At 69.5% G+C, this 13274-nt stretch carries 10 protein-coding genes and 1 pseudogene; 5 read left to right on the plus strand and 6 right to left on the minus strand.

Translation table 11 applies throughout. The annotated features are described in order from the left end of the window. Nucleotides 1-209: 209 nt before the first annotated feature. Both EV278_RS13565 and EV278_RS13570 read right to left on the minus strand, forming a co-directional pair. Nucleotides 210-1061 carry an aldose 1-epimerase gene (locus EV278_RS13565; protein ID WP_132092160.1) on the minus strand — a complete coding sequence of 284 codons (852 nt, stop codon included), beginning with the start codon at nucleotides 1059-1061 and terminating at the stop codon, nucleotides 210-212. 160 nt (nucleotides 1062-1221) lie between these two features. Beyond that, nucleotides 1222-3231: an SPFH domain-containing protein gene (locus EV278_RS13570; RefSeq protein ID WP_132092163.1), complete on the minus strand. Its 2010-nt coding sequence runs from the start codon at nucleotides 3229-3231 to the stop codon at nucleotides 1222-1224. A gap of 945 nt (nucleotides 3232-4176) precedes the next feature. Here EV278_RS13570 and EV278_RS13575 point away from each other — a divergent pair. Continuing rightward, the gene (locus tag EV278_RS13575; RefSeq protein ID WP_132092166.1) at nucleotides 4177-5187 is read left to right on the plus strand and encodes an SMP-30/gluconolactonase/LRE family protein; all 1011 of its coding nucleotides are present in this window, start codon (nucleotides 4177-4179) and stop codon (nucleotides 5185-5187) included. Between the two features lie 105 nt (nucleotides 5188-5292). Here EV278_RS13575 and EV278_RS13580 read toward each other — a convergent pair whose 3' ends face one another. Then, complete coding sequence (locus EV278_RS13580; protein ID WP_132092169.1) at nucleotides 5293-6189, minus strand: AraC family transcriptional regulator; 897 nt, start codon at nucleotides 6187-6189, stop codon at nucleotides 5293-5295. A 105-nt stretch (nucleotides 6190-6294) separates the two neighbouring features. After that, the gene (locus EV278_RS13585; RefSeq protein WP_132092172.1) at nucleotides 6295-6651 is read right to left on the minus strand and encodes a hypothetical protein; all 357 of its coding nucleotides are present in this window, start codon (nucleotides 6649-6651) and stop codon (nucleotides 6295-6297) included. Between the two features lie 158 nt (nucleotides 6652-6809). On the opposite strand from EV278_RS13585, the gene EV278_RS13590 reads away from it, so the two are divergent. Together EV278_RS13590 and EV278_RS13595 are read left to right on the plus strand one after the other, a co-directional pair. Continuing rightward, the gene (locus tag EV278_RS13590) at nucleotides 6810-9848 is read left to right on the plus strand and encodes a sensor histidine kinase (RefSeq protein WP_132092174.1); all 3039 of its coding nucleotides are present in this window, start codon (nucleotides 6810-6812) and stop codon (nucleotides 9846-9848) included. Between the two features lies 1 nt (nucleotide 9849). Then, the gene (locus EV278_RS13595) at nucleotides 9850-10488 is read left to right on the plus strand and encodes a response regulator transcription factor (RefSeq protein WP_132092177.1); all 639 of its coding nucleotides are present in this window, start codon (nucleotides 9850-9852) and stop codon (nucleotides 10486-10488) included. 84 nt (nucleotides 10489-10572) lie between these two features. On the opposite strand, the pseudogene EV278_RS13600 reads toward EV278_RS13595, so the two are convergent. Beyond that, a pseudogene (locus EV278_RS13600) lies at nucleotides 10573-10881 on the minus strand (DUF1244 domain-containing protein); the annotation flags it as partial. 81 nt (nucleotides 10882-10962) lie between these two features. Then, entirely contained in the window at nucleotides 10963-11541 is a 579-nt protein-coding gene (locus EV278_RS13605; protein WP_132092180.1) for a LuxR C-terminal-related transcriptional regulator, read from the minus strand. Nucleotides 11542-11911: 370 nt separating this feature from the next. Here EV278_RS13605 and EV278_RS13610 point away from each other — a divergent pair, with 370 nt between their 5' ends. Both EV278_RS13610 and EV278_RS13615 read left to right on the plus strand, forming a co-directional pair. Next, on the plus strand, nucleotides 11912-12565 hold the full coding sequence (locus tag EV278_RS13610) for a hypothetical protein (protein ID WP_132092183.1): 654 nt from the start codon (nucleotides 11912-11914) through the stop codon (nucleotides 12563-12565). A gap of 114 nt (nucleotides 12566-12679) precedes the next feature. Beyond that, nucleotides 12680-13264 (plus strand): hypothetical protein, encoded by a 585-nt coding sequence (locus tag EV278_RS13615; protein ID WP_132092187.1) that lies wholly within the window; start codon nucleotides 12680-12682, stop codon nucleotides 13262-13264. Nucleotides 13265-13274 lie beyond the last annotated feature (10 nt).

Consider the following 13274-nt stretch of genomic DNA (forward strand, 5'->3'; position numbering starts at 1 on the left):
CGCTGTCGCCCGAAAGCTCCTGGTCCGCCTCAACGCCAAGGCCAGGGATGCTCGCGCCGCCTTCGTACCGGCTTGACCATCCAGACAGTCGCTCTATCCGCCGCAGGTGCGGATGTGTGGCGCGCTGGCGCGCCATGGCCACTCACCGTCCGCTGAACCAGGGTTCCCGGGCACAAGGCCCGGCATGACGAGCGATAGGGTGGCCGGGACTAGCTCACGCTGACGTTCATCCACACCGACGTCGTCTCGCCCGGAGCCAGGACCTTGATCCCACTGTCCTCGCCGTTGAACGGGTCGGGGCGGTTGGCGACCGGCTCGGCGCAGACGAAGTCGGCTCCCGGCGGCGAATAGACGTGCAGCCAGCGGCACTCGGGCGAGGCGGTCAGGACCGTGCTCGCCCCGTCCGGCGCCGACAGGGTCGCGGCGCCGTCCCAGCCCGTGTAGCAGTTGTCGATCAGCTCGGAGACCGCGGTCGGCGCGCCGGCCGCCCAGTCCGAGCGCCATGCGCCCTCGACGTGAACGGTGGGCAGGCAGTCCTCGTCGGTGAGCCAGACCCCGGTCACGCCCGCCCGCAGCCTTTCGCCGGCGCGGGCCGGGAAATAGGGATGGAAGCCCAGGCCGACGGGCATCGGCTCGGCGCCGGTGTTGGTCACCGACAGGGCCTGGCGCAGGCCGTGATCGCCCAGGGTGAAGCGCTGCTCGGCGCGATAGGCCCAAGGCCATTCACCGGGCGGGTGGTCGAAGGCCAGCACCGCCTCGGTCTCGCCCGCCGAGACGACGGTCCAGCCTTCCCGCCAGCCCTGGCCGTGCAGGGCGTGCGGGTGGCCGGCCAGGTTCGGCGACAGGGCGACGTCGTGGCCGCCGAAGCCGAAGCGCCCGTCGCGGATGCGGTTGCAGAAGGGGACCAGGGCGAAGTTGCCGGTCTCCAGCACCTCGATCGTCCCCGTCGGCGCCGGCCGCAGCACGTCCCGGCCGTCCCAGGTGAACCGGCCGACCGATCCGCCCAGGGCGGGCAGCAGTTCGACGCGGGCGCGGGCGGTCTGCAGGACGACGACGGTCATGGGGGCCTCGGAGACTGGCGGTGACGCCGCCTGCCTACGCAGATCGCGGCCCCAAAACAAGCGCCCGGCCCAATCCGGCGAAGACCCGGGACCGCCGCAAGCCTTGGCTCGCATCGGTCCCGGGTTGGCCAGGACAGGCCGGATTCGCCGGTTGGAATGCCTAGCCTTCCACCGCCTCCACGACCCGCTGGTCGGTCGCGTCGACCGCCAGGCCCAGCTTCTCCGACATCAGCAGGGTCAGCAGGGCCTGCATGACGCCGCCGTTGGCGCCGCCCTCGCCGCCGGCCCCGGTGATCGAGACCTTGGGCACCACGTCGACGCCGCTGGTCTCCAGGGCTTCGGCGAAGCGCTCGGCCACCTGGCGGGCCAGCTGGTAGCGGGCGCCGCCCGAGGCCTCGACCTGGCTGGCGATCGCCTCGGCGGTGGCCAGGCCCACCTTGGTCACCTTCTCGGCCTCGGCCCGGGCCAGGGCCACGACCTTGCCGGCCTCGCCCTCGCCCAGCAGGCGGGTGGCGTCCGCCTCGGCCTTGGCCAGGGTCCGGCGCTGCTGGGCCTCCTGTTCCGAGCGGGCCAGGCTGGCCTTGCCGGCGTTCTGCTGCACCTGGATCGACAGCTGGCTTTCGGTGATCGCCGTCTGCTGCTTGGCCAGAGCCTCGGCCTCGCGCAGCTCGCGCTCCTTCTGGGCGGCGAACTTCTGCCGCTCGTAGGTGCCGATCTGCTCGTCGGCGATCTGCCGCTGGCGAAGCTGGGTCAGGATCTTCTCGATCTGGTCGTCGCCGCTGGCCGCGGGACGCGGCGTGCCGATCAGCACCTCCTGCAGCTCGAGGTTATAGAGGCCGAACTTGGCCTTCATCTCCTCGCTGGACTGGCCTTGGATGGCGCTGCGGTCCTGCAGCAGCTCGATCAGGGTGCGGGTCTGGCCGATGTTCTTGAAGTAGGCGCTGACCATCGGGTCCAGGGTCTGCTCCACCAGCTTCTTGATGTCGCCGAACCGTTGGATGACCAGCGGCGCCTTGCGATAGTCGATGTGCACCACGACCGAGACCGGCAGGGTCGGCTCGAACGCGTCGCGGGTGATCAGCGACACCTCGGCCAGGTTCTCGTCGAACTTGTGCGAGCCCACGGCCATGGTTTCCCACTTCAGGATGAAGTTGGTGGTCGGCACCATGGTCACGCGGCCGGCATAGGTGTTGAAGGCGTACTTGCCCGGCAGCAGCGGGTCGCGCCACACCCCGCGCTCGCCGTTGGCCACCAGCTCGCCGTGGCGATAGCCCTCGCCCGAGGTGTCGGCGCCCAGGGCGCCGGTATAGGACACCACCACGCCCACCTGGCCGACCTCGACCACGGTCTTGTTGATCCGCTCGACGGTCGCGAACAGCCGGTTGATGTAGTAGGTGCCCTCGACCAGCACCTGCAGCTGGCGTCCCTTGCGGCCGCCGGCGGCCAGGAACTTGCCGGCCTCCTGGAAGCTGTTGTGGAAGGTCGCGGGGTCGTCCGGATCGGCGCCGACCAGCGGCGCGATCAGCTCGCCGGCCGGCAGGCCGGGGCCGTCATGGACGGTGATCACCCCGATCTGGTCGTCGGCGTCCTTGATCACCACCGGCTCGAAACCGCCGCGTTCCTCGATGATCTCGGCCATCTGCTCCAGCAGGTCGGCCTCGCTGCGCTCCAGGCTGAGCGCGAAGGTGCGGTCCTTGGTCACCACCACGAACTGGGCCAGGTTGATGGCGTAGGCGCCCTCGCGCAGGATCTTGCGCTGCGGCCCCTTCTGGCCGCCGGCCTCCAGGAACTTGCGCGCGTCCTGGAAGTCGACGCCGGTTGGATGGGTGGCCAGGGTCTGGTCGGCCTCCAGCGGCGCGCCGTCGCGGGCGAAGACATAGCCGATCCGCCCCTGGGGAATGGTCACCAGGGACTGGACGTGCAGCCGGTACTGGAACGGGAAGAAGAAATGCAGGCCGCCGCGCAGGACGTCGGGCTGGAAGCCCGCCTCCTCCTTCAGCGCGATCAGGCCGCCGGCGATCGAGCCGCGCCGGCTCCACAGCTTCTCGACCACCGCCACGCGGTTGTTGCCGATGTAGCGGACCATGCCCGACGCGGCCACGAACACCGCCGCGAGCACGACGAAAAGCGCCGAACCGACCAGCGGTCCCAACGCCAAGAGGTTAGACATTGAGGTAGCCCCATGTGGCCGCCTGGGAAGCGATGATCGCTCCATGAAACAGCGGCCACGCTTCAGGTATGCATGCCGCGACGCCGCGCAATCATGCGGCGATCACATCGGATCACGGACGCGAGAACTCCGTTACCTGAAGTTCATCAAGGCCTGTTCGCCTCGTCTTGACGCGGGGATGGGCGAGGATGGAAGCGAGGAAAATCAACGCTCTGGATTTTCTCGACCCTGGTCTGTCCTCATCCCTTCAAACCACCGCCATACTGGTCCCACCTGAAGGCACGGGGAGGGCGCGAGGCCAGCGACCGATGCGGCTTTCAGGGGTGGACGAGCGGGGCTTGTCGGCGGCGCGTGAGTTTGCGGTCGGCGGGCTTAAACAGAGGGCGAGGGACGTAAGCTCGCCCATCGGGACTTTCATGCTGGGAAGGTCCCGCCCGTCGTGGGGTTCGCTCCGGTCCTCGAAAGGCTCACTCCCGCCTCTGAAATCATGCGGTGCACAGATCCACGAGGAGACACCGGGTGGGGTGAAGGGCGGAAAAGGCCCGCGCGCCCCGGCCTTGCGGATAACGGCTCCACGCGAAGCGCCTGACTTCGTCGAAACGGTACACATAACTGCAAATCATCCGGGCGAGGCCCGGGCGCTTCGCACCCTTCCCATCCCATCGCAGCCTCGGCGCGTGAGCGTGAAGCCGCGCCTGCGAAAGACCCCTCCGTCGGCGGAGTTTATCCTGCGACCGGCCAAAGGCCGGTCGGGAGGGCCGACAGCTCCCCCAGAGGGGCAGCAGCTCGTACAGCGCAGATCCTCCCCCTTGGGGGAGGTGGCCCCGAAGGGGACGGAGGGGGAAGCGCGGCGCTGGCGCCCTCGTCTTCGGCGCGACCAGTGGCGCGAGTCGCCAACGCCGGGCACAAGGGCGGGGTGAGAGTCGCATAGCCAGGAGCGCCGCCATGATCCCCACCGTGCCGATGAGCCGCCGCGGCGTGACCGCCTCGCTCCTGGCCTTCGCCGCCGCCCCGGCTCTCGCCAAGGCGGCGACCACCTACCCCGTGGTCGGCAAGGTCGAGCGCCTGGACCCGGCCCTGGACGCCCTGGTCGACGCCGACGCCCCGGTCGAGCAGGTGCTGGACGGCTTCACCTGGAGCGAGGGACCGGTCTGGGTCGGCGGCAGGGACGGCTTCCTGCTGGTCTCGGACGTGCCGGCCAACAAGATCCTGCGCTGGTCTCCCGCGACGGGCGGCGCGGTCTGGCTGTCGCCCTCGGGCTATGCGGGTCCGGAGACCAACAGCCTGCGCGAGGCGGGCTCGAACGGCCTGATCCTGGCGCGCGGCGGACTGGTGGTCGGCGATAGCGGCAACCGCTGCGTCTCGCGGATCGACCTGAAGACCCAGAAGAAGACGGTGCTGGCCGCCACCTTCGAGGGCAAGCGCTTCAACAGCCCCAACGACCTGGTCCTGGCCCGCGACGGGGCGATCTACTTCACCGATCCGCCCTGGGGCCTGAAGGGCGACTGGGGCTCGCCCTACCGCCAGATGGACTATGCCGGCGTCTATCGTCTGGGAACGGATAATGTCGTGACGATCATCGACCGGACCGTCGAGCCGAACGGCATCGGCCTGTCGCCCGACGGCCGGACGCTGTACGCCACCGATCGCAAATCCGGCTGGGTGGCCTGGGACCTGGACGCCAAGGGCGCGCCAACCGCCCGCCGGCAGTTCGTGGACCGCGCCGCCAGCGGGATCGACGGCGGCGACGGCCTGAAGGTCGATCGCGCCGGCAACCTGTGGGCCTCCAGCAAGGACGGGATCTCGATCTTCACCCCGGCCGGCCAGCGGATCGGGATCATCCGGGCCGACGACGTGATCTCCAACTGCGAGCTGGCCGCCGACGGCCATCTCTACATGTCGTCCAACCACCGCGTCATCCGGGTGCGGGTGAAGGCCAGGAAGCTGGCGTTCTGAAGCCTGGAGCAAATCGCGCCATTCAAAAATCGCATGATTTGCTCCAGGCTTTTGTTTTCGCATCGCTTTTGCGGAAAACCGGCGTCCACTTTTCCGCGCGATGCTCTATTGCTGAACCTCGCGGCGCCAGGCGGCCGGGCTGGCCCCGACCTCGCGGGTGAACACCCGGGTCAGGTGGCTCTGGTCGGCGAAACCGCAGCTCAGCGCCACGTTCGACAGCGGCATGCGGCACGAGCGGATCAGGTCCTTGGCCGCTTCCAGCCGCCGCTGGACCAGCCACTGGTGCGGCGTGATGCCGAACGATTGCCGGAACGATCGCGAGAAATGACCCACCGACAGACCGCACTGCCGCGCCACCTCGACCAGCGGCGCCCCGCCGTCCAGGTTGGCCGCGAGGATCTCGCGGGCCCGGCGCGCCTGCCACGGCGCCAGCCCGCCCCGCACGGCGCGCGGCTTGGCCGTCATGCCGCCATAGCGGGCGGCCACATGGGCGGCCAGGGCCAGGATCAGGTGGTCGACAAACGGCTGGTTCTGGGCCAGGCCCATCCGCAGGCCCGCCAGGATCGAAGCGCCCAGGCCGGCGATCGTCGGGTCCTCGAAGCCGACGCCCGGCGCGTAGTCGAGATCGCCGATCGGGACGGCGTGGGAGTCCGCGGCGACCACGTCGAAGGCGGCGCGGGGAATGTGGACGTGCAGCGCGTGATAGGGCTGGTCGAGCACCAGCCGCGGTCCGCGCCGCAGGTCGTGGAACAGCACCTCGCCCGCCGCGATGTCGCGGGTCGGGGCGGCCACGCCGTCCTCCCAGTACCGCTGTCCGCGGTAGTCTCCGAGCTGCAGCCGGACCATCAGGGCGTCGATCCGGGGCGGCGGGGGCGTGACGTCCAGAGAGGGTTCCGGCAGCCGGATCTCGACCGCCGCCATCTTCAGCTTGCCCACCCGGGCCGGGGCGGCGAACAGGTCCGCAAGGTCGGATCCCTTTTCCGCGACGCTACCAACGGTCATGACACGCTCCCCCTGGTTGCAAGAACATGGCCGGACGATCGGTCGAAGGCCAGACCGGGTAAATCCCGAACGGGTAGGCGCCTGTCGCCCGATCGGGTGGCCGGGTCAGTCGTCCAGCCGGATCACGCGCCGGCCGAACAGCCGCGCGTCCAGCGAATAGGCCCCGCCCCCGGTCAGAGCCAGCCCGACGACATGCAGGGCGTTGAGCGCCAGGATGGCGGACACCGCACCGTCCGCCCTCGCCGCGCCGACCATCACCAGGGCCGCGCAGCAGGCCGCGGCGCAGCGGGTCAAAAGCCCGGCCGCCAGGCTGGCCGCAAGCACGATGATCGGAAAGACCGCCCAGGGCGCGTCCTGCGCGAAGCCGCGCAGGACCAGGACCAGCACCGCCGCGGCGGCCAGGCGCCCGAGCAGGAGCGCCACGCCGACCAGACCGCCCGGAAACATGGCGCCGAGAAACATGGGACGCGTCCTGTTGCAGGCTACAGCGCTATCCCGTTCTCGCCCCCGCCGTTAAGCTCCCGACGGGGGAGCCACGCGTCACCCTTTCGAGGTTTCGCGCGCTCCCGGCTCGTGAAAACAAGGCCTGGAGCATTGGCGGCCGGCGGGGACGATCAAGCATGAAGACGGCCGCCAGACTTCTCCTCGCGATCGCCCTGCTGCTGGGCCTGGGCGGCCGGGCCCTGGCCCTGGACCCGGCCCGTTCGATCCTCCAGTTCAAGCATACCAGCTGGACGGCGGAGGACGGCGCCCCGACCAACATCTGGGCCCTGGCCCAGACGCCCGACGGCTATCTGTGGCTGGGCGCGGCCGGCGGCCTCTATCGGTTCGACGGCGTGGCGTTCGAAGCCGTTCCCCTGGCCGACGACGACTATTCCCACTCCCAGCACGTCAACGCCCTGGTCGTCACCCCCTCGGGCGAACTCTGGGCCGGCTATCGGCGAGGCGGCATCGCCGTCTTTCGCGACGGCAAGCTGCGCGAGCTTCCCAGCGCCGACCGCGACGGCGTCCTGACCATGACCGCGGCCCCTGACGGGGCTGTCTGGGTGGCGCTCAACAGCATCAAGCACAACCTCGCCCGGTTCGTCGGCGGCCAGCGCCAGGACATCGATCCGTCGTGGAACCTGCCCGAAGGCTACATCATGGACCTGAAGATCACCCGCGACGGCACGTTGTGGGTGGCGATCGACGGCAGCCTGTCCTTCCTGCGGCCCGGCGCTCGGCGGTTCGAGCGCACCGAGGTGGTCATGGGCGCCGGGGCGGGCCTGGCCGAGGACCCCAGCGGCCGGCTGTGGGTTTCGGACTCGCTGGGCGCCCGGCCCCTGCCGAACGTCGCCAAGGGCGAGCCGGTCCCGGCCGGCGCGACGGGCTACGCGGTCTCCGACTCCGCCCGCTACGCCCGCATCCTGTTCGACCGCCAGGGCGCCCTGTGGGGCACGACCTTCTCGACCGGCGCCTTCCGGGTCGCCCGGCCGGACTCCGCCCTCACGGCCGGCGCGCCCAGGCCGCACGCCGAAACCTACGAGGCCAAGGACGGGCTGAGCTCCGACAAGGCCGTGCCGATCCTGGAGGACCGGGAGGGCAATCTCTGGATCGGGACCTCGATCGGCCTTGACCGCCTGCGGACGGCCAATGTGGTGGTCGAGCCCGGCATCGCCCGGTCCTCGCGCTTCGGCTACATGCAGTTCGCCGACCGCGACGGCGCCGTCTGGATCGGCGACAGCGAGGCCGTCTATCGCGCCCTCCCCGGCCAGGCGCCCAGGATGATGCGCGACCGGCTCAGCAATCCCACGGCCCTCTGCCAGGACAAGGCCGGCGGGGTCTGGCTGGGGGCCGGCGACCTCCTGACGCGGCTGGGGGGCCGACCACGGACCGCGACCCCGCCCGTTCCGTCCGGCGCGCCCTATTCCGGCTGCGTGATCGACGGGCGCGGCGACCTCTGGCTGGCGCTGTTCCCGTTGGGCTATGGCCGCCTCGACGCCCAAGGCCGGTGGACGGTGTCTCCGCCGCTCGAAGCCAACGCGATCTACAGCGATGTCGAGATCGACCGCGAGGGCCGCGTGCTGCTGCCGCGGCCCAGGGTGCTGACGCGGATCGCCCCGGACGGGACGGTCCAGACCCTCCGCCCGCCCGCCAAGCTGGCGGTCGGCGGCATGCGCGCCTTCTACCAGGGGCCCAAGGATTTCCTGATCGGTTGCGAATTCGGCCTGCTGCGACTGACCGGCGACCGGTTCCAGGCCCTGCAGGTCGCCCGCTTCCCCTGGGCCAAGGGCGTCCAGGGCGTCGTCCAGACGCCGGCGGGCGAGACCTGGGTCCTGGGCGCCCTGGGCGTCGTCCAGATGCGGACCGAAGACCTCGACCGGGCGTTCGACGACCCTAGCCGATCGGTGAGCTACCGCCTCTTCAACATGAAGGACGGGCTGCCCGGCCCGCCGCAGCAAAACGGCGTCCGGGACGTGGTCAGGGGCGGCGACGGGCGGATCTGGCTGCTGACCCTGGAAGGCGTGGCCTGGATCGACCCGGCCCGCATTGACCGCAACGCCCTGCCCCCGCCGGTGTTAATCCGCAGCCTGACGGTCAACGGCCAGGTCCGCCGCGATCCGCGCGATCTGGTCCTGCCCAGGGGCGCCTCGAAACTGCAGATCGACTACACGGCGCTCAGCCTGAGCGTTCCCGAGCGCGTGCGCTTCCGCTACCGCCTGGAGGGCGTCGACAAGGACTGGGTCGAGGCGGGCGGACGGCGGCAGGCCTTTTACACCAATCTCAAGCCCGGCCGATATCGCTTCCAGGTCCTGGCCGCCAACAACGACGGGGTCTGGAATGACCGGGGCGCGGTCCTGGCGTTCGAGAACCCGCCAACCTTTGTCCAGACCAACCTGTTCCGGGCGCTCTGCGTCCTGGCGGTGATCGGCGTGCTGTGGGGCCTCTACGCCCTGCGGCTGCGCCAGATGTCCGACCGCATCCATGGCCGGCTGCAGGAGCGCATGGCCGAACGCGAGCGCATCGCCCGCGAACTGCACGACACCCTGCTGCAGGGCGTCCAGGGCCTGATGCTGCGCCTGCAGTCGGTGGCCGACCAGATCCCCGCCGACCAGCCGGCCCGCCAGGCGCTGGAAAGCGCGCTGGACCGGGCCGACGATGTCGTCGTCGAGGGCCGCGACCGCGTGAGGAGCCTGCGCGCCGACCGGGCCGGCGACCTGCACGAAATCCTGGCCGAACAGGTCGAGCGCCTTGGCCTGGAGCCGGCGATCAAGGTGCGGATGGTGGTCGAGGGAACGCCCCGGCGCCTGCACCCCCTGGTCTGCGAGGAGATCGAGCGGATCGCGTCCGAGGCCCTGTTCAACACCCAGCGCCACGCCCAGGCCCGCAATGTCGAGATCACCGTCGGCTATGGCCGCGGCGCCCTGACCGTGCTGTTTCGCGACGACGGCCTCGGCCTGGACCAGACCGTGCTCGACAGCGGCCGGCGCGAGGGCCATTTCGGCCTGACGGGCATGGGAGAACGGGCCCGCAAGATCCAGGGTGAGTTCGAGCTGCGCAGCCGTCCCGGGGCGGGGACCGAGATTGCGTTGACCATTCCGGGCGGCGTCGCCTACCTCAGTTCCGGCCGACGCGCCTGGCCGTCCTTCCGGCGCCGCGCCTTGACCAGCGAGACCTGACATGACCGCCGCTCCCACCGGCCCGCAGATCCGTGTCCTGGTCGTCGACGACCATCCGATGCTGCGCGAAGGCGTGGCCGCGGTCCTGGCCCTGCAGCCGGACATGGTGCTGGTCGGCGAGGCCGAGAACGGCGCCGAGGCGGTCGCCCGCCACCGGGAGCTGCGGCCCGACGTGACGCTGATGGACCTGCAGATGCCCGGCATGAGCGGGCTGGAAGCGATCGAGGCGATCCGCGCCGAGTCCCCGGCCGCCCGGATCGTGGTGCTGACCACCTATGCCGGCGACGTCCAGGCCCTGCGCGCCCTCAAGGCCGGAGCCACCGGCTACCTGCTCAAGAGCACCCTGCGCCGCGAACTGCTCGACACCATCCGCAACGTCCACGCCGGCCGCCGCCAGCTGCAGCCCGAGGTCGCCCATGAGATCGCCATCCACGCCGTTGACGAGGCCTTGAGCGATCGCGAGGTCCACGTGCTGCGCCTGGTCGCCGCGGGCCGCGCCAACAAGCAGATCGCCTGGGACCTGTCGCTGTCGGAGGACACCGTGAAGGCCCATCTGAAAAGCATCTTCGCCAAGCTCGACGTCGCCGATCGCACCCACGCGGTCACCGTGGCCGCCCGGCGCGGGATCATCGAGATTTGACCGGATTCAGCGTCCCGGCTCACTCATGGCCGGCGGGTCGCTGGCCGGGAAGCTGTCCTCCAGCGCCTCGTCCAGCCGGGCCTCCCGCTCGGCGCGCAACCGCTCATTGAGCGCCACGCTGGCCTCCATGCGCGCCAGTTGTTCCGGCGTCGCCGCTCCCTGATGACGCGCCTTCCACTCGGACTGCGGCATGCCGTAGATCGCCTCGCGGGCCTGGTCCCGGCTCAGCGCGCCGTCGGAGGCCTCGCTGACCCAGTCGCCCAGGCAGTTGCGGCAGAAGCCGGCGACGCCCATCAGGTCGACGTTCTGGACGTCGGTCCGCAGGCGCAGATGCTCGACCAGCCTGTGAAAGGCGGCGGCGGCGAGACGGTCGTCGATCGGCGTGGTGGTCATGGCGCGGCCCGAATTGTCGTGCGCCCACCATTTGGCGGCTTGGAGGCCGATCGGCAACTCCCGTTCAGCCGTTCCCCCGTCTCAGGCGAAGATCTTGACGATCATCGCCAGGATCTCTTCCTTGGAGCGGACGTCCATCTTGCTGTGGATGTGCTTGATATGGGTCCGCACCGTCAGGATCGAGATGGCCTTGCTGTCGGCGATCCGCTCGGCGCTGGCGCCCTCGATGATCAGTTGCAGGATCCGCGCCTCCATGGCGCTGAGGCCGAAAAGCCGCTCAAGTCGCGGGATATGGACCGGCGCCTCGAAGTCCTTGAGCGTGATCACCACCGCCCGCTCGCCGTCCTCGTCGACCGGACGCATGCGCAACAGGAAGCGGCGTCCCTGGTCGGTCTCGATGAACTGGCAGATCTCTTCGCCCGCGAAGGCTTCGTCCAGCCGCTCGTTCAGGAACTGCTGGGTGCGGCGATCAACCCCGCCCAGCTTGCCGGCCCGATCGACCAGCGGACAGTCCCCGTGCAGCAGGATCGCCGCCGCCCTGGACCGCCAGAGGAGCAGTCCCTGCGGATCGACCACGATCCGGGCGACCTCGTCCTCGTCGAGACAGAATCTTATGACCTCGAAATCTCGTAACGCGGCCAGCGAATGCGTGCCGTCCATGCCCTGCCCCTTCCCTGTGCGCTGGTCTTGGCGCCAGCATCTAACTGAACCCTGGTTTCTGGGTTCGAGCGTTCCTTATTTAAACGCACATTAGGCAAGAATTTCCACAACCTAAGATTAATGAATACATTATAGCGTCGGTTTGACGCATACTAAATGCAACCGTATCGCAACTCCCAAAATCCTTAGAATATTTGTATTATTAAAGTCACCATAACAAACACATCCCGATTTCAATTCCCCATTTAAGCGAAACTACTACGCATACCCAAGCTGGGGGATTTCACACCTCTAGATCTCTGCAATCGTCTTCCAAGCATTAAGAACTTGTTAATCAAACAAGGGCTGGGCGATGGCAGGCAAATGCACAATGGTTCCCCCGGCTTTTCGCTCGGAACGCAAGCCTCGGCGGCTGGATTGGCTGGTCGGCGGCGGCGTGATCATGCTGGCGGTGTTGGCCGCGAGCGCTGACCTGGCCCACGCCCAAGTCACGGCTTATGCCGGCGGATCGCCGTCCAACATCGTGCTGTCCATCCCGGTCACCGCCTCGGTCGGCGGCCGCTGCGGCTTCGCCCCGGGCATGGCCCCCAACGGCTCGACCGACGTGGGCGAGGTCAACAACGCCTTCTCGGCCGACTTCCCGTTCACGCTGGAATGCACCGTGCCGTTCCGGGCGGCGGTGATCTCGCAGAACGGCGGCCTGCTGGCGTCCAGCGTCACGCCGTCGACCGGCTACACCAACCTGGCGCCCTACCTCGTCGACCTGAACCTGGTCGGCGATACGGGGGTCACTCCGGTCAGCGCCACCTGCGACACCGGCGACCTGAAGACCAGCTCCGGCGCGACCTGCACCTTCAAGGGACCCGCCACCGCCAGCCAGGGGCTGCGGCTGAACGGCTCGTCCTACGACGTCTCCGGCTCGTACCTGCGGGTCCGCCGCGCCGCCTACGCCGGCGCCCAGATCCTGGCCGCGGCCAACACCTACGCCGACTCGCTGACGGTGACGCTCAGCGTCTCGCCATGACGCGCTTCCTGGTCCGCTCCCCCGGCGGATCCGGTCGTCCTTCAGGGGGAATTGGGGCCCCGCCCCGCTGAACGAAGGCCGGTTCGCCGGTGCAACATTTGGGAGTGAAACGACATGAACAAGACGATCCTGATCGGCGCCGCCCTGCTGGGTCTCGCCGCCGCCCCGGCCGCCATGGCCCAGACGGTCACCGGCACGGTCAATGTCACCGGCAGCGTCGCGGCCAAGTGCGTCGTGATCACCGGCGGCAGCGGCTCCAGCTTCAGCGGCTCGATCCCGCTGGGCGAACTGGCCGGCACGGACGGCACGCTGTCCACCACCCTGGCCGGCTCGACCAACGCCAGCCCCGGCGGCTCGACCCAGTTCCGGGTCAACTGCAACAGCGCCGCGCCCAAGGTGACGCTGAGCTCGACCCGCCTGGCCCTGGCCCCGACCGCCACCGCCCCGACCGGCTACGCCAACGTCATCGACTACACGGCCGCGCTGGACGCCGCCCTGGCCAACGGCTCGACCCAGACGGTCAGCTACGTCACCGCCGCGGCCCTGCCCGCCGCCACGGTCCAGTCGCTGTCCGACAGCCTGGCCAACAGCGCCAACAACCTGACGGTCAAGGCCTACGCCCTGAACACCGCGTCGGGCGCGCTGCTGATGGCCGGCAACTACGCCAGCGTCATCTCCATCACCATCGAACCCGTCTGACCCTCCGGGC

Origin of the sequence: Caulobacter sp. BK020, assembly GCF_004342605.1 — a bacterium.
GTDB lineage: Bacteria > Pseudomonadota > Alphaproteobacteria > Caulobacterales > Caulobacteraceae > Caulobacter.